At 65.5% G+C, this 26,308-nt stretch carries 24 protein-coding genes and 1 pseudogene; 8 read left to right on the top strand and 17 right to left on the bottom strand.

The features are described 5' to 3' along the window. Positions 1-59: 59 nt before the first annotated feature. The 3 genes from JWS13_RS15375 to JWS13_RS46440 form a co-directional block, all read right to left on the bottom strand. On the bottom strand, positions 60-1,496 hold the full coding sequence (locus JWS13_RS15375) for an amino acid permease (protein ID WP_241032211.1): 1,437 nt from the start codon (positions 1,494-1,496) through the stop codon (positions 60-62). Positions 1,497-1,718: 222 nt separating this feature from the next. Continuing rightward, positions 1,719-5,159 (bottom strand): serine/threonine-protein kinase, encoded by a 3,441-nt coding sequence (locus JWS13_RS15370; protein ID WP_206006432.1) that lies wholly within the window; start codon positions 5,157-5,159, stop codon positions 1,719-1,721. A 303-nt stretch (positions 5,160-5,462) separates the two neighbouring features. Beyond that, positions 5,463-5,660 (bottom strand): DUF3237 family protein, encoded by a 198-nt coding sequence (locus JWS13_RS46440; protein WP_420855005.1) that lies wholly within the window; start codon positions 5,658-5,660, stop codon positions 5,463-5,465. Between the two features lie 9 nt (positions 5,661-5,669). Here JWS13_RS46440 and JWS13_RS45525 point away from each other — a divergent pair, with 9 nt between their 5' ends. Next, entirely contained in the window at positions 5,670-5,816 is a 147-nt protein-coding gene (locus JWS13_RS45525) for a hypothetical protein (RefSeq protein WP_241032210.1), read from the top strand. 246 nt (positions 5,817-6,062) lie between these two features. On the opposite strand, the gene JWS13_RS15360 is transcribed toward JWS13_RS45525, so the two are convergent. Continuing rightward, positions 6,063-6,578, bottom strand: coding sequence for a hypothetical protein (locus JWS13_RS15360; protein ID WP_206006431.1), 516 nt, complete (start codon positions 6,576-6,578; stop codon positions 6,063-6,065). Between the two features lie 865 nt (positions 6,579-7,443). Between JWS13_RS15360 and JWS13_RS15355 the strand changes: the two are divergent. From JWS13_RS15355 to JWS13_RS15340, 4 genes and pseudogenes are all read left to right on the top strand, one after another. Further along, a pseudogene (locus JWS13_RS15355) lies at positions 7,444-7,692 on the top strand (fructose-bisphosphatase class II); the annotation flags it as partial. A 49-nt stretch (positions 7,693-7,741) separates the two neighbouring features. Further along, entirely contained in the window at positions 7,742-7,939 is a 198-nt protein-coding gene (locus JWS13_RS15350) for a hypothetical protein (protein WP_206006430.1), read from the top strand. A gap of 671 nt (positions 7,940-8,610) precedes the next feature. Continuing rightward, positions 8,611-9,081 carry an Ig-like domain-containing protein gene (locus tag JWS13_RS15345; protein WP_206006429.1) on the top strand — a complete coding sequence of 157 codons (471 nt, stop codon included), beginning with the start codon at positions 8,611-8,613 and terminating at the stop codon, positions 9,079-9,081. 642 nt (positions 9,082-9,723) lie between these two features. Continuing rightward, on the top strand, positions 9,724-10,359 hold the full coding sequence (locus JWS13_RS15340) for a TetR family transcriptional regulator (RefSeq protein ID WP_206006428.1): 636 nt from the start codon (positions 9,724-9,726) through the stop codon (positions 10,357-10,359). A 77-nt stretch (positions 10,360-10,436) separates the two neighbouring features. On the opposite strand, the gene JWS13_RS15335 is transcribed toward JWS13_RS15340, so the two are convergent. From JWS13_RS15335 to JWS13_RS15315, 4 genes are all read right to left on the bottom strand, one after another. Then, the gene (locus JWS13_RS15335) at positions 10,437-10,790 is read right to left on the bottom strand and encodes a hypothetical protein (protein WP_206006427.1); all 354 of its coding nucleotides are present in this window, start codon (positions 10,788-10,790) and stop codon (positions 10,437-10,439) included. A gap of 349 nt (positions 10,791-11,139) precedes the next feature. Then, positions 11,140-11,739, bottom strand: a complete 600-nt coding sequence (locus tag JWS13_RS15325) for a TetR/AcrR family transcriptional regulator (protein WP_206011610.1) — start codon at positions 11,737-11,739, stop codon at positions 11,140-11,142. Between the two features lie 163 nt (positions 11,740-11,902). Continuing rightward, on the bottom strand, positions 11,903-12,091 hold the full coding sequence (locus JWS13_RS45520) for a hypothetical protein (RefSeq protein WP_241032209.1): 189 nt from the start codon (positions 12,089-12,091) through the stop codon (positions 11,903-11,905). 101 nt (positions 12,092-12,192) lie between these two features. Beyond that, positions 12,193-13,107, bottom strand: a complete 915-nt coding sequence (locus JWS13_RS15315; protein WP_206006426.1) for an acetoacetate decarboxylase family protein — start codon at positions 13,105-13,107, stop codon at positions 12,193-12,195. A gap of 191 nt (positions 13,108-13,298) precedes the next feature. Here JWS13_RS15315 and JWS13_RS15310 point away from each other — a divergent pair, with 191 nt between their 5' ends. Then, positions 13,299-14,576 carry an NADH:flavin oxidoreductase/NADH oxidase family protein gene (locus JWS13_RS15310; RefSeq protein ID WP_206006425.1) on the top strand — a complete coding sequence of 426 codons (1,278 nt, stop codon included), beginning with the start codon at positions 13,299-13,301 and terminating at the stop codon, positions 14,574-14,576. Between the two features lie 125 nt (positions 14,577-14,701). Beyond that, positions 14,702-15,424 (top strand): type 1 glutamine amidotransferase domain-containing protein, encoded by a 723-nt coding sequence (locus tag JWS13_RS15305; RefSeq protein WP_206006424.1) that lies wholly within the window; start codon positions 14,702-14,704, stop codon positions 15,422-15,424. A gap of 210 nt (positions 15,425-15,634) precedes the next feature. Here JWS13_RS15305 and JWS13_RS15300 read toward each other — a convergent pair whose 3' ends face one another. Beyond that, positions 15,635-17,050 (bottom strand): sugar porter family MFS transporter, encoded by a 1,416-nt coding sequence (locus JWS13_RS15300; RefSeq protein WP_206006423.1) that lies wholly within the window; start codon positions 17,048-17,050, stop codon positions 15,635-15,637. 301 nt (positions 17,051-17,351) lie between these two features. On the opposite strand from JWS13_RS15300, the gene JWS13_RS15295 reads away from it, so the two are divergent. Next, positions 17,352-18,386: a LacI family DNA-binding transcriptional regulator gene (locus JWS13_RS15295; protein ID WP_206006422.1), complete on the top strand. Its 1,035-nt coding sequence runs from the start codon at positions 17,352-17,354 to the stop codon at positions 18,384-18,386. Positions 18,387-18,453: 67 nt separating this feature from the next. On the opposite strand, the gene JWS13_RS15290 is transcribed toward JWS13_RS15295, so the two are convergent. The 8 genes from JWS13_RS15290 to JWS13_RS15255 all read right to left on the bottom strand — a co-directional run bounded on the left by JWS13_RS15290 (position 18,454) and on the right by JWS13_RS15255 (position 26,217). Further along, positions 18,454-19,269, bottom strand: a complete 816-nt coding sequence (locus JWS13_RS15290; RefSeq protein WP_206006421.1) for an ATP-binding cassette domain-containing protein — start codon at positions 19,267-19,269, stop codon at positions 18,454-18,456. Between the two features lie 5 nt (positions 19,270-19,274). Then, positions 19,275-20,333: an ABC transporter permease gene (locus JWS13_RS15285; RefSeq protein WP_087559484.1), complete on the bottom strand. Its 1,059-nt coding sequence runs from the start codon at positions 20,331-20,333 to the stop codon at positions 19,275-19,277. 59 nt (positions 20,334-20,392) lie between these two features. Then, positions 20,393-21,421, bottom strand: coding sequence for a substrate-binding domain-containing protein (locus tag JWS13_RS15280; protein WP_241032207.1), 1,029 nt, complete (start codon positions 21,419-21,421; stop codon positions 20,393-20,395). A 143-nt stretch (positions 21,422-21,564) separates the two neighbouring features. Continuing rightward, entirely contained in the window at positions 21,565-22,545 is a 981-nt protein-coding gene (locus JWS13_RS15275) for a Gfo/Idh/MocA family protein (protein ID WP_206006420.1), read from the bottom strand. Beyond that, positions 22,542-23,405 (bottom strand): sugar phosphate isomerase/epimerase family protein, encoded by an 864-nt coding sequence (locus JWS13_RS15270; protein WP_206006419.1) that lies wholly within the window; start codon positions 23,403-23,405, stop codon positions 22,542-22,544. The genes JWS13_RS15275 and JWS13_RS15270 overlap by 4 nt, the downstream gene beginning before the upstream one ends. After that, positions 23,402-24,409, bottom strand: coding sequence for a Gfo/Idh/MocA family protein (locus JWS13_RS15265; RefSeq protein ID WP_206006418.1), 1,008 nt, complete (start codon positions 24,407-24,409; stop codon positions 23,402-23,404). Before JWS13_RS15265 ends, JWS13_RS15270 begins: the two co-directional genes overlap by 4 nt. Then, complete coding sequence (locus JWS13_RS15260) at positions 24,409-25,188, bottom strand: SDR family oxidoreductase (RefSeq protein ID WP_206006417.1); 780 nt, start codon at positions 25,186-25,188, stop codon at positions 24,409-24,411. Before JWS13_RS15260 ends, JWS13_RS15265 begins: the two co-directional genes overlap by 1 nt. A 204-nt stretch (positions 25,189-25,392) precedes the next feature. Continuing rightward, on the bottom strand, positions 25,393-26,217 hold the full coding sequence (locus JWS13_RS15255; protein ID WP_241032206.1) for a sugar phosphate isomerase/epimerase family protein: 825 nt from the start codon (positions 26,215-26,217) through the stop codon (positions 25,393-25,395). Between the last annotated feature and the right edge of the window lie 91 nt (positions 26,218-26,308).

The raw sequence follows: 26,308 nt of genomic DNA, 5'->3' as shown, positions 1-26,308 counted from the left end.
ACGACGAGAAACACATCGACGGCAGACGCCGTCGATGTGTTTCCGGGTCGGGTGATTCGCTAGGAGGGATGGACGGGGGAGGGCGGAGTCTCGACGTCGGCTGAGCGGGCGGTATCGAGGTCACGGGATCCGCGGGCGGTGCGGGCCCTCTTCTTCACCAGGTAGATGACCGTCAGCACCACCCAGACGGCGACGCCCTGCATCAGCTCGATCCGGTTGGCGTCGCGCAGGCCCATGCTGACCAGCACCGCAACGATCGCGACGGTGACCAGGATCGGCAGGCCAGGGTACAGCCACATCCGGAACTCGAGGCCACCCGGGTTTTCTTTCTCCCACCGGCGACGCAGCCGGAGCTCGGAGATGCAGATCATGAAGTACACGAACAGGAACACCGCACCGGAGGCGTTGATCAGGAAGAGGAACACCGTGTCCGGGAACAGGGCGGCGAGCACCACGCATCCGTAGCCGACCACCGTGCACGAGAGGATCCCCTTCACCGGGACACCTCGCTTGTTGGTCGAGGTCATCCACGCCGGAGCGTCGCCGCGTCCGCCCATGACGAACAGCAGCCGCGAGGACGTGTAGAGACCGGAGTTCAGGACCGAGAGCACCGCAACCAGGATGACGAGGTTGAGCAGGTCCGCCGTACCCGGAATGCCGATCCGATCCAGGGCCGCGACGAACGGCGATTCCCCCGGAACCACCGAGTCCCACGGCACGATGACGGCGATCAGGAACGTCGAGATGACGAAGAAGGCGAGGATGCGGAACACCACCGAATTGACGGCCTTGCGGATCGATTTCGCCGGCTCCGCCGATTCGGCGGCCGCGATCGTGACGACCTCGACGCCGGTCATCGAGAAGATGACCACCACCACGCCGATGAACAGGGTGGCGAGGCCGTTCGGGAGGAGGCCGCCGTGGTCGGTGAAGTTGCCGAAGTCGACGTTTGCGCCGGGCCAGAGACCGAACACGAAGAGGGCGGCGACGGTGATGAAGGCGACGATGGCGACGACTTTGATGCTGGCGAACCAGTATTCGGCTTCACCGAATGCGCCGACCGAGAGCAAGTTCACGGCGGTCATGACCATCATCAGGGTGAGGGCGATGGCCCACACCGGTATCGACGGGATCCATTTGTTGATCATCTGACCGCCGACGACGGCCTCGAATCCGACGACGATGACCCAGAAGTACCAGTAGAGCCACCCCGTCGAGAACCCCGCCCATTCGCCCCACGCCATCCGCGCGTAGTCGGTGAACGAACCGGAACACGGTTTGGCGGCGGCCATTTCGCCGAGCATGCGCATCACCAGCAGCACGATCAGTCCCGTGATGGCGTACGTGATGAACGCGAGCGGCCCGGCCTGGTTGATGATTGCGCTCGAACCGACGAACAACCCCGCACCGATGACTCCACCGAGCGAGAGCATGGTCAGGTGACGCTGTTTGAGGCCGGGCTTGAGTTGATGGCCTCCGTCCGGAGTTGTACCCATGGCATTCCCTTCATCAGGTGCGTGCCCGCGTCCGTCGTAATCGCGGGCGGGATCGAGCGTGTGATGGCAATCACCCTTGCCGCCCGGGCGTGCGTTCACTATGCGCAAACGCGCTAACGGTGAAGGTGCCGGTTCATACAATCTGATGAACGTTCGAGCCGAAGATCTATCTGACCAGGCGTTCCGGCTCCGCGCACGGAACGAATTTCCAGTTCCCTACGACTAGGACGGAAGCGTCCGGGCAAGGAAGGTCTCCGGGATGGACGGCCAGTCGGGCTGCCAGCGGCCGCGGCGTTGATCGTCGGCGATGTCGGCGAGGAGTCCGGTGACGGGTTCGCCGCCGTCGGCGACCAGGCGGGGCAGTCCGTATTCGGCGCAGTCGGCGGCAACGGGAATGAGGACCTGTTTCGCGTCCGTGCCCCTGCCCGCGGCTGCCAGGCACTGGGCGAGCAGTATCTTGGCCTCGAGGAGGGCCCGCGGTCGCCGCGCTGTTTCGAGTGCCTGGACCACCGCTTCCGAACGGGCACAGGCTTGGTCGTAGTCGTGTGCGGTCAGGAGCAGCCGGATCTGGGAGTCTTCGTCGAGCTCGGTTGTCCTTGTGCCGAGGTCTGCGGGTCGGTGTTGTGCCGTCGATCGCTCGGTGCGAGTGCGGAATTCGGTGCCCGGTTCCAATCCGCAGCGAATCCGCTCGTTGTCGATCCGCGCGGCGAGCCGCGGCAGTGACAACTTCCGGGCGGTGTCGGCACCCTCGTCCAACCGCTGCACCGCCGCGGGCATGTCCCCACGTAAGGCCTTGATCCGGGCTCCGGTGCCGTAACTGGCGAGCATGAAATCTACGACTCCGCCCTCGGCGCCGAGTCGGTAACTGGCATCCAGCAGTTGCTCGGCCTCATCGATCCTGCCCCGCTGATACAGCAGGTCGCCGAGCAGGGCACCGGACAGCTGTGCCGCGTACGAGTGGACTCCGACCGAGGCAACGGCGAGGTCCCACGCGGCCCGGAAGTGGCCCTCGGCGGCGGCGACGTCGAGAAGTTCGTTGTCGGCGATGCCGGCGAAACAGTACCCGATCATCCCGAAATGCGGGCCGCGGGTCTGCTCGTGATAGCGCCGCGCCCAGGCCTGCCGGCGACGGGCGGCGGCGAACTCGAAGCTGCAGATCTCTGCAAACGAGGTGATGTCGGCCGCGGCGGCGACGACGAAGGGCGGCAGGGTGTCCGGTCGTTCCAGGCATTCACGGACCTGCTCGCCGGCCTCGTCGATGACGTCGGCGTGACACCGGCCGACGTCGGCGATGACCGCTGCCTCCACCCGTAGATCGATCGCCTGCGCGTCCGTCAGGGTGTGCTCGTCGAGGGCGGCTTCGACTCGCGCCAGGGCTACCTGCATCGGCTCGAGGCGATGCAGCAGGACGTTGGCCCACGCCACGATCAACTGGAGCCGGGCCCGGTTCTGTGCGAGCGATGCGGGCAGTTTCGTGACCAGCGCGAGGACCGTGCCCATCTTCGAGCTTTCGATCAAGGGCATCGCGTGCGACTCGATCAGGTCTACGGCACGGTCGTCATCGCCGGCGGCCAGTGCATGATCGACCGACTCACCGAGCGCGTTGTGGCCGGCAAACCAGTCCGACGCTTTCCGGTGCAACCGGACGAGCCGCTCGGGTGCGTCGCGCTCGAGCCGGCGTCGGAGAAACTCGGCGAACAGGTGGTGATAGCGGAACCAGTCGCCGTCGTCGTCGAGGCTGCGCAGGAACAGATCCCGCTCTTCGACCTCCTCGAGCAGCGCCTGCCCGCGGGTCGTGTCGGCAAGGATCCCCGCGAGTTCGCCGCAGACTCGTTCCGGAACCGAAGTGGCCATCAGGAAGTCGAGCAGTTCGGGTTCGAGTGCATTCAGAACGTTCTCGGCCAGGAACTCACCGATGGCATGATGTCGGCCCGACAGGTGCGCGATCAACTCTCCTGCTCCGGATCTGCCGCGGAGCGACAGGGACGCGAGCTGCAGTGCGGCGACCCATCCGTCGGTGGAGCGGGTCAGCGCCGCGAGCTCGGTGGCTTCGAGGGCAAGTCCGTTCACGTCCACGAGAAAGCGGGTGGATTCGTCGAGATCGAACCGCAGGTCCGCGGCCGTGACCTCGACCAGTTCGTCGCGAACCTTCATTCGACCGAGCGGCAGTCCGGATCGGGTCCGGCTGGTGACGATGAGCTGGAGGTGGTGGCAGCCGTTGTCGAGCAGGTAGCCCAGGGCGGCGAGGGTCGCGGAATCGGTGACCCGGTGCCAGTCGTCGATCACCACCGCCACCGGCAGCCCCCGGTCGTGCACCTCGTTGACCAGTGAGGTCAGCACGTAGCGGTCGGCGTCGTCGCCGCGGTCCTCGAGCACCTGACCGAGATCGTGACCCAGAGTGGGCTGCACACGCCGGATCGCCTCGATCAGATGCGCGAGAAACCACACGAGGTTGTTGTCGTCGTTGTCGACGGAGAGCCACGCCACTACCGTGCCTCCCTCGACGAGCACCTCGCGCCACTGGGCCGCGAGCGTGGACTTGCCGTATCCGGCGGGAGCATGGATGAGCACCAGCCGCCGCCGCCTCGCGGCCCGTAAAGCCTCGAGCAGCCGTGCCCGGGGTACCAGGGCCTTCGGTGCGGTGGGTGGCCGGAACTTCGTCGCCGGGGACGGCGGCGCAAACCTCCTCCGTTGCGTGCCGGCGAGCGGCTCGGCCGGCACGGACACCGAGGTCGGCGAACCTACATACACATCTGCGGGACCGCGGAGCGGCGGGTCTTCCTCGGCATGCGCTCCAGCCCGGGTCCGAGCGTCGCGCAATTCGTCCCCGAACTCCGCCGCCGTGCGTGGCCGCGCCGTGGGTTCTGTGGCCATGGCGTGTCCGATCACGGCCGTCACCGCATCGGGAATGGCCGGATCCCGCAAGTCCGGCACCGGCTCGGTGGTGATCCGGACGAACTGGGCGACGAGCTGTTCGCCGCTCCGGCGTTCGAACGCGGCGTGCCCGGTCAGCGCGCAGAACAAACTCGCGCCCAGGCTGTAGACGTCCGACGCGGGGGTGGGGCTCTGCCCGGCGAGGACCTCGGGGGCGGTGAACGCGGGCGAACCGGTGATCACACCGGTACCGGTCTCGAAGCCCCCGGGAATCCGGGCGATCCCGAAATCGGCCAACTGCGCGTCACCGTATTCGGTCAGCAGGACGTTCGCCGGTTTCACGTCGCGGTGCACGACCCCGGCCTGGTGGGCCGCCTCGAGCGCCCCGGCCAACGCGATCCCCATATTCAGCGTATCGGCCCAGCTCAGGGGGCCGGTGCGGCGGATCGTGGCATCGAGCGAGCCGTACCGGTGATACGGCATCACGAGATACGGTCGGCCCGCCGGCGTGGTGCCCGCCTCCAGAACGGTGACGATGTGGGGGTGCCCGGACAGTCGGCCCATCGCCCGCTGCTCGCGCAGGAACCGCTCCAGATCCTCCGGGTCCGGGTCCACGGCAAGTACCTTGACCGCGACCGTGCGGTCCAGATGCGGCTGACTGCATCGGTAGACGACGCCGAACCCACCGCGGCCGATCTCTTCGAGGTCGGTGAATCCGGCGGCCTCCAGCTCTGCCGTTATGTCCCCGGCGTCGTCACGCTGGGTGGCAAGCGGATCGAATTCGGCCATCGCACACCCCATCCCGGTCGGCGTCACCACACCGCTGGCCGGCTCGAGTCATCCCGTCGCAGGCGGACAGTGATCCCAGAGTATCCCCACACCGACACCAGGGGTACCGATCGCGGTGTCGCTCCCGCCCGCCAGGAGGCGCGGAACCCGCCTACGCGTTTGCGCAGCCGGGGCGACAGCTCGATTTGCACCGAGGGGAATGACCCGATCGTCGCGCCCGTGCACGATCGCGGATTCAGATACACCGGTGCCGGCCGATAGCGAGTTGGTCTGCGCCCGCGGGTGGGTGTCGCTCGGCGAGTGTTACCCCACCAGATACACATCGCAGGGGACTCCGTGCGGATGACGGACTGCGGAGCCGATTCCCAACCGGTGTTCGATTCCGCAAAGAGAGTCACTGTCTGCCTCGAATCGGAAGCCGAGTCGAAAGTAGTACTCGGCCGGGTCGACTATTTCGCCGGCACGAAACCTCGCAGAGGTGCTCGGGTCCGCGCAGCGCAATCCGAGCCCGTGGACGAGAAGGTGGGAGTCGTCCTCGGCTCGGACGGTGCACAGCCGGCAAAGCTGCCGTTCTTCCCACCGCCGGGACAGTTGGGCCAGCTGCCGTTCGTGCCGCCGCCCGGACTCTGGGACAAGCCGTGGAAATGGGTTCGTTGACGAGCCACGACATCAACAGATGGTCGAGCCTCTACCCGCAAGCCGTCCGGTTTGACGTTGCCCAAGACGGACCCCGGTGCCCGCTGAACGGCGCTTCGGCCCGTTCAGCTCCTCGACAGGGCTCGCGTGAGAGCTGATGCAGTCAATTGTTCGTGACCGTCAGCTACTCGTACCCGAGAGAGCGCGCGGATCTCCACGCGCAAGTCGGGTCGGACGTTGCTCCACAAGCTTGCAACCGGCAATGACTCAGTTACACCTGGAGAAAGCGTGGATTCGTCGGTCGGGTGTCACGGTCACATGATCGACTTCTCGCGTCGTGACCTGCGTTCCATCAGAGTATTTCGCGGTCGTAGTTCCGACGAAGGCCTGGGCTGCTGCACCCTGTGGCGACGTAGTGGAAATGCCGTGGCCTTCGGAAGTCGCAGTTACTTCGGGCAGCGAGGGGTCGAGCGGAATCCCGGTGATCGACTGCGTCAAGGTCGTTCGGACATGAAGACGGCCACCCGAGTTGGTGACGATGTCATCGGTCACGGTGAGGGTATCGGTGAGGGTGTAGATCGGGCCCCCGTCGCATGTCACCGGTCCATCGAAAGTGAATGTTTCGGTGAATGTTTCGGTGCTGTGTTGTGCGGGATCAGCATGCGCGGTGCCCGTGACAGCAATAACCCCACAGAGCACGAAGGCGGTTGCTGCCGCCATACCCTGAACAGGGTGACGTGCGCGGTTGCCCAGTCGCGGAAGACGCCTGAATGCAGTGTTCATGTGGTCCAATCCTCTCGACGGTGCGCACCACGGACGACGTAAACACAGTTGATTTTCAACGGGTGTGGTGCGTCATTTTGAAGATCGGCCGGCGAGTAGTGGTCGTTACCGAATTCGGCTTCCACGGTTCGTGGTCCACGGAAGTCTCACCCACCGGAACCGAACTCTTGGAACAGTCTCACCTGAGATCTCGGCAGTGTTGCGGGGACTTAGCCGCAGGGCGGGACCAATGGACGCGTTCTCGACGCTTTGTCGTGTCCGTGGTGACTCACAGCAGCGTAGGCGCGGTCACACTGGTCGAATGGGCATTACATGGTGTGACGATTTGTCGACTGCTCGCTGACTCGAGTAGCGAGACGAGGACTGGCGACGGCTGGCGGCTTGATGGCCAGTCGCCTTCGACAAGTACGCACGCCTAGTTCGTATCCCAGACCCGGCCTATCCGGCACAAACGGAATGTGATGCCCAGCGCGACCCGAAGGGGCTGTCAGACAACGAACAACTCGGGGTCGTTCTGGCCGAACTCCCGAAGCCCTGAGTCACCCTCCAATCCAACGTTCCTCGACCGCCCGAGCCAGGGACGCATCCAACGGCGCTGCGCCAGACATGACCTTCTGCACACTGGATAGGTCGTACTCGTCCGAGAGCGGCCTCTTCGGCAAAGAGCAATCGTCAACGAGGATTCATTGCTATGGAAGCACTCTACGAAGTCGTAGGGGTGTCGGGTCGAGGCCTCCAACGCGTGGGGGCTGGCCCGAATTCGTAGGTTTCGTCGGGGGCGTCGACCGGAAGGAGTTCGGTGTCGCCATCGTCGTAGATCACGAGAAAATGGGGCTGCTCTCGCGCGGTGGTTGTGGTGAGGATCCGCTTGGCCCCCACCAGCGACGCCGAACGCCGCAAGGCCCTCGACGCCGGACACGACCTCGACCGCATCCTGACCACCGACGACCTCGTCGCCGGGGACAACGCCTTCTTCGCCGCCACCGGCGTCACCGACGGCGACCTCCTGCGCGGGGTGCGCTACACCCACGCCGGCGCCACCACCGAATCCATTGTCATGCGCTCGAAATCGGGCACCGTCCGCACCATCGACTCCCAATACCGCCTACTGTGACCAGACCGGCCCGCAACGACCTTCCTCGACGACGCCATCAAGGACGCTCATGACCCTCACCGCTCACACGCCGACAACGGCGGATGGCCTGAACACCGAACCGGTGACGGCCCGCCGAGCCAAGTTCGTGTGCACCCTCGGCCCCGCGACCGCCACCGCGGACCGCATTCGGGAACTCGGAGCAGAACTACCACCGCCGCCGCCAAGCCTCGCAGCTGTCGGGCTCGCCGGTGAGGCATCCTCGTAGGCTGGCATCCCTTGCAGACGTCGGCGAGGATGGTGGGGGATCGGACCTCGGCCGGTTCGAAGTCCGGTGAGCACCGTCTTGCCCTTCTCCCGCCGAGCAAACTTGGCCTGTCGGCCAGACTCAGGTCTGCCGTTCTCGACACAGCTGCCGCTCGGGAATCCTGATCCGACCCGTCGCGGCATGAACGCCTTCTACCGGCCCGCAGCGACGCTCTCAATGCTTTGCGGCGGGCGCTCCCCGAACTGCTGCACAAAGCCCTGGCCCGCGGGTTCCGTGTCCGATCCTCATCGCTTCTGGCTGCGGATCGAGACGGCGGCGAACCGAGGGGGTGGAAACGGGCCCGAATTCCCGGGATGGTTGGAGGGGTGTTCACCTCTAGCGAATAACCGCAGGGGTGCCTTTGGCGATCATCGAAACCAGAGCGCCGACTCCCTTTCAACTGAACGAACGAACGAACAATTCTGTTGGACGAGTGATCAAAATGGAAAATGGACGACTGATCAAAATGTGTGCAAATTCCCGGGCGGCCGATCGGTCTGTGTTGGGCTATTGATGACGAATGCCTGCCACGAGTAGCGTAATAATCAGCGGCCGCGCGGCCGTCGGGACTATCGGATGCGTAGTCGTCCGCTTCGCGTTTCACCTCAGGCGCGAATCAAAGGAGTGCGGCCATGATCACCTTCGCAAGTCCAACTACCGGTCCGGGATCGGTAGGCCAGGGCATGCATGTTCGGCGTCGGCAGACGCGACGGCTCAGGACGCCAATGTTCGCACTCGGCGCCGCGGCCAGCGCGATGGTCCTGATGGCCACCCCTGCCGCAGCGGTTGCTGTCGATACAGCGACGGCGGTGTCCGTGCAGGGTACCGTCGCGACCACCTGTCCGGTCACGCTGACCGCGAAGATAACGCCCGTAAACGCCGCTGGCACGGTGGAGTTCAAGGACGGGAACACGGTAATTGTTCCCGCAGCCGTCGTGACGAACGGCACCGCCACAGCCAACCACACCTTCAATGCGACAGGCGTGCACGTCATCGGCGCCAAATTCAAAGGAACAGGAGACTTCAAAGAGTCGACGGGCAGCACGAACGTCACCGTCGCGACGGGACTCAATCTGGGCTCGATCTGTCTTCCGATAGGTTAATCGACGGCGGGCACCGCCCGATCGACTCCCAGGAATGGTTTGTCGAGCGAACCATCGAAAGACGCTCCGGTGCAGTAGGATCCGATGATCGGGACAAACGCGTCGCCCGCGGCCGAGGCGGAGTGGCTCGGCTCCCACCTGGCGAGTCGAGCCACCGCCGTCCAGACCGTATTACTGGTCAGCCAATTCCGATACCGCCTCCGAACGTGATACTCAACCACTTCAGGAACGCCCCGAAGGCGACGGCGATGTCAACACCTGCAGAACCCATGAACCCTTCACTCCTCTTGCTTTCTGTTATCGACGGGCACCGAACCCGCTTACTCCTATATCGGCGGTGGGCGCCCCAAGCGTTTCATAGAATGCCAAACAATTTTTCTCTCAAATTGAACGAAAGCCCACTTTAATTGGACGTGTGATCAAAATAGGAAATTGGACGACTGATCAGAATATTGAAAGATTTCATAGATCGACTGGCGCAACAGAGTGAGCCCTCTCGGCGATACGGTGACCGCGATCGGGTTGGCGCCAGGTTGCGATGCGGGCGCCGGCGATCTGTGCATCGCCCCTTCAGACGTGGTCGCCGCTGATCATTGTGGGATAAGCCCCCGGCCCGAGCGTCCGAGCATTTACGCTCGGCACATGGCGAAGAAGCTCCCCGCCGATGAGCGTCGCGCCCAACTTCTCGAGGCGGCGCTGGCAATAGCGGCCGAGCAGGGCGTCGACGCGCTGACCATGCGTCCACTCGCCGCCGCAGCGGGGACTTCCCTCGGGATCGTGCATTATCACTTCCACGACAAAGACACTCTCCTCACTCAGCTTGCCGAAACCCAGATCCTGCAGGTCAACGACGCGATGCAGCTGGCATTCGGGCACTACACCGAATCCGCCGGGCTGACCGGGACCCCTGCCCTCGAGAACCTGCTGCGCGCCGGAATGCGAGGACTGTGGCCGATCATCGAATCCACCCCCAACCATCAACTGCTGACCTATGAGATCACCGCCCACGCGCTCCGCCAACGCAGCGCCGGCAACGTGTCGGCCGGGGCGATCGCCGAGCGGCAGTACCGCACCATGGACGCCGAGGCCGTCGCGTTCCTGACCCTGTGCGCGAGGCGAGCGAACGTCACCTGGACCACTCCGGTCGATCAGGTTGCTCGATTCGCGCTGACGTGCATGAACGGGGTGGTGCTGCGCTGGCTCGTCGACCGGGACAGCGATGCCGCTCTCATCGCCCTCGACAACATCGTGCAGATCCTCACCACCAAAGCCAGCTGACCCTCAGTTGTCCGCGCGCGATCCGGCCAGCGCGCTCCTGGTCGTCGGATCCTGCGGCAATAGGCTGCGCACAGAGGCTAATCGGTGTTTCCGGCGTGCCGGCGGTGCCGCTCGCGGAAACGAGCGCGGTGCCGCTCGAGGGCGACGGCCTCGGTATCGCAAAGGATCTGCCGTTGCCCGCGGGCGATGGCGTATCGCAGGGCGGCACTTCGCTGTCGCAACTTCTGTGCGTGTGCGGCCGCCACGTCATCGTCGAACAGAATCGCTGCGGCCGTGTCGCACTCGATCAGCACCCACTCGTATGCCAACCGGGCGGGGGCGCCGTCATCGAAGAGTGCCGGCATCGCTACGTCGTCGAACAGGCGAAACGGCGCAGACGTGAGCCGATATTGGAGGCGGCCGAACGCTCGTGCTGCGCCTGCGACTCCCATGACGACGGATGATACACCGTACGACTAGTAGGCGGTATCAAATCCACAGCCTCACAGTCGAATCGGAGTTCGCGTCAGGCGTGACCGATGAGCCCCCCACCGGCGGCAAGTCGCGGGGAGTGCACCCCGAGGGAAGGCGCGACGACCCAGTCCGGCCAGGGACAGCGTGAGGTCTGCGGTACCGATCGGGATCCCGTCGAGTCCGGGTGTTGCGCAGATGGCGTCGGCGTAGGCCAAGCCGTTGGTGTCCTCGATCATCAGGTAGACCCTTTGAGGGGGCGCCGAGGCGGAACGTGATCACGCGAAACAGGAAAACCTGTCGTCTCAATTCGGCCGTGGGTGGGCGGCGTCAGGGCTGTGTGTCGGGCGGGGCCGCGAACGAGCCGGATGCCCCGAGGATGGCGTGGACCGCGGCACGGACCCGGTCCGAAACGGAGTCGGCGGAGAACTTGCCGTCGAGGTGTAAGAACGCCAAGCCGTGCACCAGCGCCCACACCGCATCTGCCATCGCATCTGGGTCTGCAGTAGGAAATGCCTGCTGCACAATAGATTTGACGTATTCATGGATCGCCGTTGTCGCGGCCACGCGCTCGGGATTGGTGGGGTCACAGGGTTCGGCGAACATCACGCGGAACAGCCCGGGCCGTGCGAGCGCGAACTGGACATAGGCAATGGCGATCGCCGCGAGGTCATCGGCGGTGGTCGGAACCGGATGCGCGGCGGCCAGCCGGTCGGCCAGGTCGCGGTATCCGACCGCGGCGACGGCGGACAACAGAGCATCGCGGTCGGAGAAATGCCGGTAGGGCGCGGCAGTGGACACGCCGGCGCGTCGAGCGGCGGCGCGGAGCGAGAGTTCGGCGGCGCCGTCCTCTTCGAGGAGTTCTACGGCCGCGCGCACCAGCGCGTTGTGTAGATCGCCGTGGTGATACGGCTGGATCGTCGTTGCCATAATCTCAATGTAGCAAGTGTTGACAACGCTTACATTTCCGCTCCCGGGGGTACGTCCCAGACTCAGAGCCAGGCGACGTGCTGCCATGGCCATGAGTTCGGGCGTGACCGTGTGCGGCGATGGGCCTTCCACCTCCACCTCGGCCAGGACCTTCCCGGACGACTCACGGGCGACCGCGACCGCGATGCGGGCTCAGCCCCCTTCGTAGAGGTCCGGTAGCGAAGTAGCCGATGTCGATGGACCACGTTGCTGCGCTGCCTTGTTCGGCGGCCTCGGCCGCTACCCACCCCACGCGTTCGAAGGGCCCGACGCCGGTGACGAGTACGTCGCCCGCCTCGATCAGAGCCTGCACGCCGGCGGGGTCGGCAACCCGGTACTCCAGGCCACTGTGCAGCGGACATGGTGGGGGACTCCGTCGAGTGGTGTCGGATGTCGAAGCCGATGCGATGCCGATTACCGGTTGCGGATCGAGAACGGGACCGGCATGTGCAACGCGGCTTGCGCCTCGGTGCTGACGTCGAACCGGATGGTGCGGATCGGCGCGAGTGCGCGCAGGTCGTCGGCCATGCGTCCGTCGCCGACGGTCAAGTCGAGCCCGCGCGGGAACATCGACGTTCCGGTAGCCAGCACGTTGGTCTGGTTCAGAGTGGACTGCCAGGTGCCATCGACCTTCGTGTACGAGGTCAGGGTGGACACCTTTTCGCCGCTGCGGGTGCGCTTCTGGGTCGGTGTCGGTGCGGAGAAAGCGAGGTCGACGCCGCCGTCGGCGTTGGCGATGCGGGCGGCGGTCCGGCTGTCGTCGATGTTCACGTCCAGCTCGGTGACCCATTTCGGAAAGCCGTAGCCGTGGTGGCCGCGCACCTGGGCGATGTCGGTGTTCACCGGTAGCGAGAGCACGTACGAGTGGAGGTGATCGTTCGCCAGCGCGGAGGCCACGTCTGCAACCGGGAGTTTGCCGTGACGGGCGGGGCGCACCGCGACCCCCACCGCTGCCTCGGTGTAGAAGTCGATGTCGCAGACGTCGTAGCGGAAGAACATCACCGACACCAGACCCACACCAGGAGCGATCTCCAGCGGGGCGAGCTCGCGCGGGATCCGGTTCCGGATCGCTCTGCTGGGAGCGATCATGGTCAGACGCGCCGACGACATCGCGTAATAGAAGTTCGGAGTCGAGGTGGGCCCGATACGGGACTCGACCCGGGTCTTGGGAAGTGTCCGGAAGAAGTCGACTCCGCTGACCCGCGGATCGCGCGCCACCTCGTCGAGGTCGGTGTCGATCCGGAAGCGCTCGAACAGGCCGCCGGCGGGGACTGTAACGGCGTGTCCACCCAGGTCGACCTCGACGGTGTTTTGCTCGATTGAAGTCATGTGTCGGTCCTTCACCAATCGGTATGTGTGCACTGCTTACATAAAGCTAGAACGGTAATGTAAGCAATGTCAACACCTTGGTCACGGCTCAACCTTCCGGGTTGTTGACGCCGCTTACATTCGAGCATAGTGTAAGCGGTGCTTACTTGCTTCAGGGGTCGACCCGAAGTTTCTGGCCGAAAGGGTTCGAGGTGTCCGAGAAAATATCCGCAACCGACTTGTTCCAGCCGATCACGTTGAGGTCCGGGCACATGCTGCCCAACCGAATCGTGAAGGCTGCGATGGAGGAGGGGATGGCTGCCATGGGTCAGCTGCCCACCGATGGACTGATCGAGCTGTACCGCCGCTGGGGTTCCGGGGGTGCCGGGGTGCTGATCACCGGGAACGTGATGGTGCACGCGGAGGCGCTCACTGGACCTGGGGGTGTTGTGCTCGACGAGGATTCGCCGCTGGGGCCGTTTACCGCCTGGGCGAAGGCGGGTAAGGCCGGTGGTGCCGCCATGTGGATGCAGATCAGTCACCCTGGTCGGCAGATTCAGGCGAACATGCCCGGCGTGATCTGGGGGCCGTCCGACAGGGCTGTGGACGTTGGCAAGCACTCGAAGAACTTCGGTCGCCCGACCGCCATGACCGCCCAGCAGATCCACGCCACCGTGGACCGGTTCGCAACCACCGCGCGGCGCGGGGAAGCGGCCGGATTCGACGGTGTCGAGATCCACGCCGCGCACGGCTACCTGCTGTCGCAGTTCCTCTCGCCACTGGTCAACACCCGCACCGACGGATGGGGTGGCTCGCTGGAGAACCGAGCGCGAATTCTCCTGGACATCGTGCGAGAGGTGCGCGCACGGGTATCACCGACCTTCGTGGTCGCGGTCAAACTCAATTCCGCTGATTTCCAACGCGGCGGGTTCGACGCCGATGACGCCCGCAGCGTGATCGCCATGCTGGCGCCACTCGGCGTCGACCTGGTCGAGGTGTCCGGTGGCAGCTACGAAAGCCCGGCGATGTCCGGACGCCCGGTGGACGGGCGCACCGCGGCCAGGGAAGCCTACTTCCTGGAATTAGCGGCCGAGCTTGCCCGGAACAGCCCCGTGCCACTCATGCTGACGGGGGGAATCACCCGCCGCGAGACCGCGGAGCACGTACTCGCCAACAACGTCGCGCTCGTCGGTATCGGCACCGCCCTCGCTGTGACACCCGATCTGCCGGCCCGCTGGCGCGCGGGAACCGACGCCACGGCCTCGCTCAAACCGGTCACATGGAAGGACAAGCCGCTGGCGTCCCTCGCCGGGATGGGCATGGTGCGCTATCAACTGCGCCGGTTGTCCCGCGGAAAGCAGCCCGCCGTCAACATCGGCCCCGCCCGCGCACTGTTTGCCGACCAGTTGGTCAAACGGCGCGCGCTTCGGCAGTACTCGAAATGGCTTGCTGCCCGGCCGCACAGCGAGATCGGTGCGTCTCGCGTGTGAACCCGCCTATACGGCGGAGGGGAACGAGCACTCGCAACTACCCGGGCAAAGACCAGGTGGAGTCGCCACGTACGCGGTTGACGCGGACGCACGCCCCGCGTACTGGACTTTCGGAGGAACACATCATGACAAAGGTCTTGTTCGTAGTAACCGCTGCCGACCGTTGGACGCTCGACGACGGCACCGTTCATCCGTCGGGCTATTGGGCCGAGGAACTCGCGGTGCCCCACCGCATCTTCTCGGAAGCCGGATGGGAGATCGCCGTGGCCACCCCCGGCGGCAGAACGCCGACCCTCGATCAGCTCAGCCTCGGTATCTCCGGAGGGATGCCGGGGAAGCGCCGCGAGGTGAAGAGCTACCTCGACAGCATCGCCGATGTGCTCTCCCACCCGGCATCGCTGGATTCGGTGGACCCAGACGAATTCGACCTGGTGTTCTATCCAGGCGGTCACGGTCCGATGGAAGATCTTGCCTACGACAAGACTTCAGGGGATCTGCTGACCCACCGTCTGGCGTCGGGCAAACCGCTGGCGCTGCTGTGCCACGCGCCGGCGGCGGTCCTGGCCGCGACCAACCCGGATGGCACCTCAGCCTTCGCCGGTTACCGGATGACCGGACTGTCCAACCGCGAAGAACTACTGAACCGGTTCGCCAAGAAAGCGCCGTGGTTGCTGGAGGACAGGTTGAAAGAAGCCGGCATCGAGTACTCCAAGAAATTGATCCCGCTGCGTCCGTACGTGGTCGTCGACCGCAATCTGTACACCGGGCAGAACCCTCAGTCCTCGGAGAAACTGGCGACCCACCTCGTCGAGGTCGTCGGCTCCGCGAAAGGCTCCACGGCCGGATAGGCTTGGCCGTGCTCGCATGTCGGTGTTGTTGTCGGCGATCATGCGTTGCTCGGCGCAATCAGGCAGGCCGTGCTGAGAACGGCGACGGCAGAGTGTGGTCCCGAGGCGTTCAGCTTCCCCTTTTCCTGCGATCAGAGCTCGAGAACCCTCGGGGGTGTCGGTTACCGCGACGAGCACTGTCATGACCGGATCCTTCTGGACGAAGTGTGGTCATGAGTACTTCGCGCGGAAATGGTCTTCGAGTTCTTCGAGGGAACGTCCGCGGGTTTCGGGAACCTGGGTGGTGAAGATCAGTGCGAGAAGGCCGAGTCCGGCAAAAATGAAGAATGTCATCGCGATGCCGATGGCGGCGACGACCGGCGGGAAGAACAGCGCCACGAGGGCGTTGGCGATCCAGAGGACGAAGATGCAGACACCGATGGCGAAGCTGCGGATCTTCAGTGGGAAGATCTCCGCGAGCATGAGCCAGGCCAGTGGTCCGATCGTGCCCTGCATGGAGAACACGAACAGGACGACGAATACGAGGATGCAGTAGGCCTTGACGGTGCCATCCGGCAGGAGCACCGCCGAGAGGCCGATCAGCAGGTGAAAGACGGTGATGAGTGCGAAACCGACGAACAGCATGGTGCGACGGTTGACCTTGTTCATCACCTTCAGCGCGATGGTGATACCGAGAACGCTGACCAGACCGTTGAGGGTGTTGGCGATGATGGCGGCGCTGGAGGAGAAACCGGCGTCCGCGAGTAGCTGGGTCCCGTAGTACATCACCGAGTTGATGCCGGTGAACTGCTGAAACACCCCGAGGCCGATCCCGATCAGGAGCAGGCGCCGGATCCACTTCACGGACAGGTCGATCGGGCCGCCGACCTGAGTGAGCTTCTCTTCTTCGGCGAGGGCTTCGACCTCCGCCATCTCGGCCTGGGCTTCTTCCGGTGTGCGGACCTGCTGAAGTACTGCGAGCGCGTCGTCGTGACGGCCCTGCGAGATCAGCCAGCGGGGGCTTTCGGGCATCCGGAGCATGCCGACCAGCAGGACGATCGCCGGGGCCACGGCGACCGCCAGCATGTACCGCCACACCGAATCGTGCTCACCCCAGATGTTGAAGATGATCGCGTTGATGACGAATGCGGCGAATTGACCCGAGACGATCATGAACTCGTTGCGTGAAACGATGCTGCCGCGACGTTCCGCTGGGGACAATTCGGCCAGATACACAGGAACGGTTGCCGACGCACCGCCGACGGCGAGGCCGAGGACGAATCGGAAGGCCGCCAACACCTCCCACGTCGGTGCGAGGACGCAGCCGAGGGTTCCGATCATGAACACGACCGAGAGCAACAGGATGTTATGGCGGCGACCGTATCGGTCGGAGAGCCGGCCGCCGATCAGTGCCCCGAACGCGGCGCCGAAGATGAGGATGCTGACCACGAACCCCTCGGTGACCGCGGTGAGTCCGAGGTCTTCCTTGAGCGGTTCGAGAGCGCCGTTGATGACACCCGTGTCGTATCCGAAGAGTAGGCCGCCGAACGTCGCGATGAAGGCGATGAAGCCGAGCCGCTTCGAGGGCCGGCTTTTGCGCGTCGGACTGGATGTGGCCACGGATACGTGGCCGGAGTCGGTCAACATGAAACATTCTCCTCGTCGCGCTTCAGGGCATGAAGTGCGAATTGCGCTGGCGTGGTCATGTGAAGCCTTTCCGCGGCGCCGGGGTCGGCGACCGGAGTATGCGTGCGGATGTCGAGGGAAGGTCCGCGGTGTCCTGGAAGTAGCGCTGGGACAACGTGTTCGGAAATCTTGTTCGGCCGACACGGCTTCCGATCCGACAGGTCGTCACAGCTTTCCTTTCGTCGTACCCCTGCTAGTCTTGCTGTGACATGAGCCTCAATCAACAGGCATTGTCCATCATTTTCACCTCGAGGGAGAAGTTGTGGCGCATAGTCGTTACAAGGTTCGGGAGATCGCCCAACAGGCGGGCCTCAGCGAGGCGACGGTCGACCGCGTGCTCCACAACCGTCCGGGAGTGCGGGAAGGCACTCGCGCGGAAGTCGCACAGGCGATCATCGACCTCGACAAACAACAGTCCCAGCTGCGGCTGGCGGGGCGAAAATACCTCTTCGACGTTGTCATGCAGGCACCGCCGCGATTCTCCGGAGCCTTCCGGGAGGCGGTGGAGGCGGTACTGCCGTCCCTCGCCCCCGCGGTGGTCCGGATCCGGTTTCACTTTCGGGAGACCGGCTCGGTGCCGGCCATGGTCGACGTGCTCGACAAGCTGATCAAACGCCCCTCCCACGGGATCATCGTGAAGTCGCCGGACACCCCGGAGGTCTCCGATGCCATCGACCGGCTCACCGAGGCGGGGATCCCGGTCGTCACCTATGCCACCGACGTGCCGGGCAGCAGTCGGGTCGGCTACGTCGGCATCGAGAACCGGGCGGCCGGGGAAACAGCCGCCTACCTGCTCGAGCAATGGCTGTACAACACCCCCTCGAGTGTGCTGATCACGCTCAGCAGCAACGCGTTTCGTGGAGAGGAAGAGCGCGAGATGGGATTTCGCGGCGCCCTGCGCCGCTCGGGCAGCGTCGGAGGGTTCGGATCGCAGCGCACCCTGATCGACATTTCCGAAAGCGAAGGCCTCGACACAACGGTCGAGCACCTCGTTCTCGACACCCTCGAACGTAACCCGGACATCGAGGCCGTCTATTCGATCGGCGGCGGCAACACGGCGACCGTGCGTGCCTTCGAGAAACTCGGCCGCAGTTGCCGCGTGTTCATCGCCCACGACCTCGACGAGGACAACAGGCAACTGCTCCGGGACAAGAAGATCTCCGCCGTCCTCGAACACGATCTTCGTTCGGACGCGAACCTCGCGTGCCGCATGCTGATTCAGGCACGCGGCGGACTGTCGGGAGTGACCACAGCGATGTCACCCATTCGCATCATCACCCCCTACAACATGCCCTGACGGCAAGACAGCACCGCCCCGATGGCGTCGGGGCGGTGCAGTCGTCGTAGCGAATGATGGAGTGGGTTCAGCGCCGTAGTTCGTGGGTGAGTGCTTCGAGTTCGTCGCCGCCGGCCATTTGCTGGGTGAGTTCTTCGAGGCTGATTTCGTCGAAGGTGCAGTCCAGTTTCTGGCGGCCGCGGTTGAGGAGCACGAAGTGGTCGCCGACCATGTAGGCGTGGTGCGGGTTGTGGGTGATGAACACCACCCCGAAGCCTTGTTCCTTGGCGGCGGAGATGTAGCGCAGGACCATCCCGGACTGTTTGACACCCAGGGCGGCGGTGGGCTCGTCGAGGATCAGGACGCGGGCGCCGAAGAAGATCGCCCGGGCGATCGCCACGCACTGGCGTTGACCGCCGGACAGCGATCCGATGGGGGCGTCGACGTCGGGCAGGTCGATGCCCATCTTGTGGAGTTCTTCCTTGGTGGTGGCGCGCATCGCGTTCGAGTCGAGGGACCGCAGCGGGCCCTTGCGCAGTTCCTGGCCGAGGAAGAAGTTCCGCCACACCGGCATCAGCGACACCACGGCCAGGTCCTGGTAGACGGTGGCGATGCCCTTGGACAGGGCCTCCTTCGGCGACCCGAACGTCAGCGGGTCGCCGTCGACGAGCAGGTCCCCGGAGCTCTGCTGGTGCAGGCCGGCCATGATCTTGATCAGGGTGGACTTGCCGGCCCCGTTGTCGCCGAGGACACCGGTGACCTCCCCGGCCTTGACGCGCAGGTTGATGTCTTCGAGGGCGATGATGTTGCCGTACTGCTTGCCGACGTGTTTGAGTTCGATCAGCGGGATCTTGCCGCCTCCACCGGGTTCGGTGTCGACGGGGATCTGTTCGGTGGTACTCATACCGGTCACCTCTTGGCGGCGTAGTTGCGGAAGGCGTTGTTGGCGATGACCGCGAACAGCAGCATCGCGCCGAGGAAGAATTTGAACCAGTCCGGGTTCCAGCCGGCGTAGACGATGCCCTGGTTGGTCATCCCGAAGATGAACGCGCCGATCGCGGCGCCGATCGCGGTGCCGTAGCCGCCGGTGAGCAGGCAGCCGCCGATGACCGCGGCGATGATGTACAGGAACTCGTTGCCGATTCCCTGCCCGGATTGGACGGTGTTGAACGAGAACAGCAGGTGCATGCCGACGAACCAGGCGGCGAACCCGACGGTCATGAACAACCCGATCTTGACCTTGGTGACCGGCACGCCGATGGCGCGGGCGGAGTCCTGGTTGCCGCCGACGGCGAAGATCCAGTTCCCGATCCGGGTCTTGAACAGCACCCAGGTGGCGATCGCGGTGAACAGCAGCCACCACACCACGGTGATCCGGACGGACACCCCACCTACGACGAACGAGGACGCGAATACCTTCTTCGCCGAGTCGAAGCCCTGCATGTCGGAGACGCTGGGGGTGGCGACCTGCCCGGTGATCAGTTTGGTGACCGCCAGGTTGATGCCGGTGAGCATCAGGAACGAGCTCAGGGTGATCAGGAAGCTGGGGATCTTCGTTTTCATCACCAGGTAGCCGTTGAAGAATCCGACGGCGAGGGACACCACCAGGGCGAGGGCGGCGCCGGCCCACAGGTTCAGGTGCAGGTTGTAGGCGATCATCGACGCGGCGAGGGAGCTGGTGGTGACCGCGACGCCGGCGGAGAGGTCGAATTCGCCGCCGATCATCAGCAGCGCGACCGCGCAGGCCATGATCCCGATGGTGGAGGAGGCGTAGAGGACGGTGGCCAGGGCCTCGGGGCTGCGGAACGGGGGTGCGACGATCATGAAGAAGATGAAGATCGCGATCGCACCGAACAGGGACCCGACTTCCGGGCGTACCAGCAGCCGTTGCAGGCGTTTTTGTTCCTTCACCCGCTCGTCGTGGACGACCTTGTGACTGGCAAGGTCCAGATCTTGCTGTGTGGACATGACTTTCCTTCCGTGACGCCGACGGTGCCCGGCACGCGGTGGTGTGCCGGGCACCGTGCTCAGCGGGTTCCGGCCTTGGCGTACTCGGCGATCGAGTCGATGTTGGACTGGTCGATGAAGGCGGGGCCGGTCAGAGTGGGCGTGCCGCCGCCGATGGTGTTGCGGTTGTTCAGGTACAGCCACAGCGAGTCCACTGCGAGGTAACCCTGCAGGAACGGCTGCTGGTCGATCGCCCACTGCACGTCGCCGGCCTTGATCGCGTCGACGAGGGCTGCGTTGGTGTCGAAGGTGACGATCGTCGCGTCGCTGCCGGCGTTGGCCTTGGATTGGATGGCCGTCAACGCAATTGGTGCGCCGAGTGCGACGACGTGATCGATCGAGGGGTCCTGCTGCAGTTTCGCGGTGATCGTCGCCTCGACCGAGGGCATGTCCTTGCTGTTGACGTTGAGGATCTCGGTCTGTCCCTTGAAGCCTTCGATCACACCCGCGCACCGGGTTTCGAGTGCGATCTGGCCCTGCTCCTGGATGACGCACAGCGCCTTCTTCGCGCCGTCGGCGGTCAGGCGCTTCCCGGCCGAGATGCCGGCGAGTTTCTCGTCCTGACCGAAGTACTGTGAAATGCCCTGTGCCTGGTACTGGTCCATTCCTCCGTTGAAGGCGACGATCGGGGTTCCCGCGTCGACGGCGGCCTTCACGGCCGGTGCCATCGCGTCCGGCTTGGCGAGCGTGACGGCGATGCCGTCGACCTTGCTGTCGAGGGCGCTCTGGACCAGGTTGGCCTGGTTCGGTGCCTCGGGGTCTGCGGAGTATCGCAGTTCGACGTTGTCTTTCGCCGCCGCGGTTTCGGCGCCCTTGCGGATCAGGTCCCAGAACGTGTCGCCCGGCACCTCGTGGGTGATCATGGCGATGGTAGCGCGGGGGGTGTCGGCGCTGCCGGAGGCCATTCCGCTACCGGTCGATTCGGGTTTCCCGCCGGAGCTCGAACATCCTGCGAGCAGCACGGCCGCGGCGACGCCCAGCGCCAGGGTGGTCACCCGGCGAGTGGTCGTCCGCGGGAGTGGGGTGTTCGGGCCGTTGTGTGTGTCCATGTCGTGGACCTTTCGGGAAGCGGCAACCATGCAGGCATGGCGACGCAGCGGGGGAGGGGGTAACACGGTGAGGCAAGGGTGTGGAGGTCCCGCCGGGCCGGACGTCGGAAGTCGGTTCTCACGGCCCGGCGGGGTGAAGGGGTCTACCGGAGGGGCAGGCCCGCGGCGCGGTACGCGGAGTCGATGAGCTCCATGGTGGTGACCGCGTCGTCGGCGTCGATCGGGAACGTGGTCCCGTCGGCAAGGTGTCGAGCGAAGGTGTCGAGCTGATAGGTGTACGTCGAACGGGTGCCGAGGTGCTCGACGGCGGTCCCGGCGTCGGTGGTGACGGTGATCCGGTCGTCGCCGGATTGGAGCATGTAGTCGTGCGCGAGGGCTTCACCGCGGTCCCCGACGAGTCGCAGGGTCATCTCGAACCGATCCCAGGTCATCGAGTTCGTGTTCGATCCCGTTGCGCCGCTGGGGAAGACGAGCTCGATGTCGCAGGACTCGTCGACTCCGGGGGTGCGTTCGACGGCGCGTGCTGCCACCACGGTGGGTTCGCCGCCGGCGAAGCGGGCGAGATGGCGGTGCACGTGCAAGCCGTAGCAGCCGAGGTCCATCACCGACCCGCCGGCGAGTTCGAGCCGCCACCGTGGGTCGTCGGGTTTGGGTTCGGGCATCCGCATGATCACCTCGACCCGTTGCAGGGTACCGAGGGTGCCGTCCTCGAGCAGCTCGAACATCCGCCCGACGATCGGGTGGAAGAGGTAGTGGAATCCCTCCATGATCGGCACACCGCGCTCGCGGGCCGCGCGGCGGACCCGATCGGCTTCGGTGGCGTTGCGGGCGAACGGTTTCTCGGTCAGCACCGCCTTGCCGGCCTCGATCGCCTTCAGATTCCATTCGGCGTGGAAGGCGTTGGCGAGGGGGTTGTAGATCACGTCGACTTCGGGGTCGGCGATCAGCTCGGCGTACGAGTCGACGACCCGCTCGACGGCGTGCGTCTGCGCGAACGTCTCGGCGCGGCCACGGTCGCGGGCGGCGACCGCGACCAGCCGGTGACCCAGGATCTGGGCGGGCTTCACGATCGCCATCTCCGCGATCCGGGAGGCGCCGAGGACGCCGATCCGCAGCTCGGTCACAGCTGCAGGCTCCGCAGGAATGCCGCGCTGGTCTTGACGTCCGTGACCGGTCCCTCACCGTCGGGTTCGCCGGCGAGGATGGTGTCCTGCTCGAGGGTGAACCAGCCGTCGAAGCCGGAGCCGACGAGGTGCCGGACGACGCCGGCGACGTCGACGTCACCGGTGCCGAGTGGGGTGTACATGCCCTGGGCGACGGCCTCGGTGTAGCTCAGCTCACCGGCCTGCACGCGGGCGGCGAACTCGGCGTCGACGTCCTTGAGGTGCGTGTGGGTGATCCGGTCGGCGGCGGCCCGGGCCAGCTCGAGCGGGTCGGTGCCGCCGATCAGCAGGTGCCCGGTGTCCAGGCACAGCGGAATCGAGGAGCCGTCGAGGACCCGCTGGACCTCGATGTTCTGCTCGATCATGGTGCCCACGTGCGGGTGCAGGACCGCCCGGATGCCCTGCTCGGCGGCGACGTCGTGCAGCCGGTCCAGGTTCGACAGCAAGGTCTTCCAGCCGGCGTCGTCGAGGTCGGGCCGCGAATCGTAGCCGTCGGTGCCGGTGATCGCGGCCAGCACCAGCACCTCGGCGCCGGCGGCGGTGAACGCGGCCAGGGTGCCGGTGATGTCGGGGACCGGGTCGTGGCCGGCGTCGTGCAGCAGGACCGGGGTGAAACCGCCGACCGCCTTCAGGTCGTACGAGGCGAGGGTGGCGGCCAGTTCCTGCGGGTCGGCGGGCAGGAATCCGTCGGGTCCGATCTCGGCGGCTTCGAGGCCGGCGTCGCGCATCTCCGAGAGCACCCGTTCGGGGCCGAGCTGGTGACCCCAGCCGGGAACTTCACAGACACCCCACGAAATAGGTGCTCCTGCAATACGAATCATCGTCGAACCTCACTCATCTGGACGGGTCGGTGGTGGGAGAGGGACAGCGTGGCCGCCTCGGCGATCCACGCCACCTCGAGGGCGTCGGCGGCGGTGCACGGCGAGGGTGCGGTGCCGGCGATCACCTCGAGGAACGCGCCGAGTTCGGCGCGGTAGGCGGAGGTGAAGCGGTCCATGAAGAACTGGTGCGGCGGGCCGTCGGGGAAGGCGATGCCGGGTTCGAGGTTGCGCACCGGGGCGTTCGCGTCCCAGCCGGCGACGACGCTGTCCTGGGAGCCATGGACCTCGAGGCGACAGTCGTAGCCGCGGGCGTTGTAGCGGGTGTTGGAGACGACCCCGAGGGTGCCGTTCTCGAAGGTCAGGGTGGTGGTGGCGGTGTCGACGTCGCCGTGGTCGGCGAAGATCGAGTCGCCCTGGTTGGTGCCGGCGGCATACACCTCGGTCACCTCGTGTCCGACGACCCAGCGGACGATGTCGAAGTCGTGGACGCTGCAGTCGCGGAAGATCCCACCGGACGCGGCCACGTACTCCGCCGGCGGCGGCGCCGGGTCGAGGGTGGTCGAGCGCACCGTGTGCAGCCAGCCGAGTTCCCCGCCGACGACGGCGTTGCGGGCGGCGACGAACGCGGGATCGAACCGGCGGTTGTACCCGATCTGCACCGGGACAGTCGAGGACTTCAGCCGCTCGACGACCTGGTAGCTCTCGTCGGCGGTGAACGCGACCGGCTTCTCGCAGAACACCGGAATCCCGGCATCGACGGCGGCCAGGATCAGCGGCGCATGTGCCGGGGTGGCGGCCGCGATCACCACCCCGTCCACGCCCGAGGCGAAGACCGCAGCGGCGTCCTCGACCGCGCGCGCCCCGAACTTCGCGGCCACGGCCGCGGTGACGTCCGGACGCTCGTCGGTGACGACGAGGCCGTCCACCCCCGGCAACTGAGCCAGGGTGTCGGTGTGGAATGCGCCGATCCGGCCGAGGCCGATCACGCCGAGTGTCGATCCCATCAGTCCTGCCCTCCGATAATGGTCTGGTCCCAGTCGATGACCGAGCCGGTGACGACGCCGCTGCGCTCCGAGAGCAGGAACACCACCATGTCGGCGATCTCGTCGACCTGCCCGAGTTTGCCCATCGGCACCTTCGCCGCGGCTTCGGCGGCCCAGTTGTCGTCGGCGCCGTGGAAGCGTTGCTGGATCGCGGTCTCGCCCTCGGTCTCGGTCCAGCCGATGTTGAGGCCGTTGATCCGGATCCGGTCGAAGCGGTGCGCGTAGGCGGCGTTGCGGGTCAGCCCCGCCAGCCCGGCCTTCGCCGACACGTACGGGGCCAGGTAGGACTGCCCGCCGTGCTGCGCGATGGAGATGATGTTGACGATCGTTCCCGGCGCCTTCCGTGCCACCATGTCCGCGACGGCGGCCTGCATGGTGAAGAACGGGGCCCGCAGGTTGACGGCCATGTGCTGGTCGAACAACTCCGGCGTGGTGTCGAGTAGGGTGCCGCGGGTGGTCAGGCCGGCCGCGTTGCACAGTGCGTCGATGCGGCCGAACTCCTCGATGGTCCGCGTCACCGAGTTTTTCGCCTCGGCCGGGTCGGCGAGGTCGGCTTGCACGAACCGGACCTGTGCGCCCTCGGATTCGAGTTCGGTGGCCAGGGTCTTACCGGCCTCGGCGCGGCGACCGGTGAACACGACCTTCGCGCCCTCGCGGGCCGCGGCTCGCACGACGCCTGCGCCGACACCTTGCGTCCCTCCGCTGATCAGAACTACTTTCCCGTCCAACAGGGTGGCCACTGGATTCCTTTCGATCTGTCCCTACCGACATCAGTGCCGGTGGGTCGGTCATGCACACGTCCGGTCCGCGTATCAACAGCGTCGGCGGGTGCTGTCTGTGTGCCCTTGTCAGTCTTGTTGTGACTTACGCCTCAATCAAGACGGTATTTCCATCATTTTCGCCTCATCGTCGCGGACGGGATGGCGACGGGAGATCCGCTGAGATCAGGTGTTGCCCTGTTTCGCGGCCACCGCGTCGGCGATCTCGAAGCACTGCAGGACGCCGCCGCGTGCCCGGGTGAGGGCGTCGACGACGGGCAGCTGCCGGAACTCCTGCGACATGTGCTCGACTCCCCACGGTCCGTCGAAGCCGATCCGGCGGACCGCGTGGATGAATTTCGGGACGTCGAATTCGCCCTCACCGCAGGGAACTCGGTTGTCGAAGGTGTCCTCGAGGTCGGTTCCCCGGACAGTGGACCAGCCGTCGTCGAGTTCGACTCCGAACACGAACCGCGATGGAACGAGCTGCGGAAGCGTGTCGTAGTCGGTGCCGCCCCGGAAGGCGTGCCAGATGTCGAGGATGAGTCCGCCGTTGGGGTTGTCGACGTCCTGGACGAACTGCGCCGCCTGTTCGGTCGTCTTGACGTGGTGCGAGAACGGGGTGTTCTCGAACGCGATCTTGACGCCCGCAGCCGCACCGTCGGTCGCCAGGGCATCGAACTGCTCGCAGAGCAGGTCCCGGGAGACCGGGACACCGTCGTCGTCCGCGCCGACCTTGATATTGTCGACACCGAGGATGGGGGCGGCCTCGAACAGATCCCGGCGGACCTCGTCGGAGGCCGCGCGGGCGTCGCCGGTGGTCCACCAGTTGGTGATCCACTCGAGCTGCACATGGGTGATGCCGTTGTCGGCCAGCATCTTCGCGACCTCACCGAGCCCTACCGTTTCCCGGGCGGCGACCAGATCGGGGCGGGTCAATCCGAACCCGGTGTAGCCGGTTCGGGCGACGGCCTCGATGCGCTCGCGGATCGGGATCGGACTCAGGTCCAAGCCTCGCGCCGGCATCACATTGCCGGCGGAGGTCCAACAGGCGGCTAATAGTTCCGGACGTGGTGAGTTGATCATGCCCCGTACCCTTCGG

This window comes from Rhodococcus pseudokoreensis, from assembly GCF_017068395.1.
GTDB classification, from domain to species: domain Bacteria; phylum Actinomycetota; class Actinomycetes; order Mycobacteriales; family Mycobacteriaceae; genus Rhodococcus_F; species Rhodococcus_F pseudokoreensis.
The sequence above is the reverse complement of the archived record's forward strand: the minus strand, read 5'-3'. Positions and strand labels throughout refer to the sequence as shown.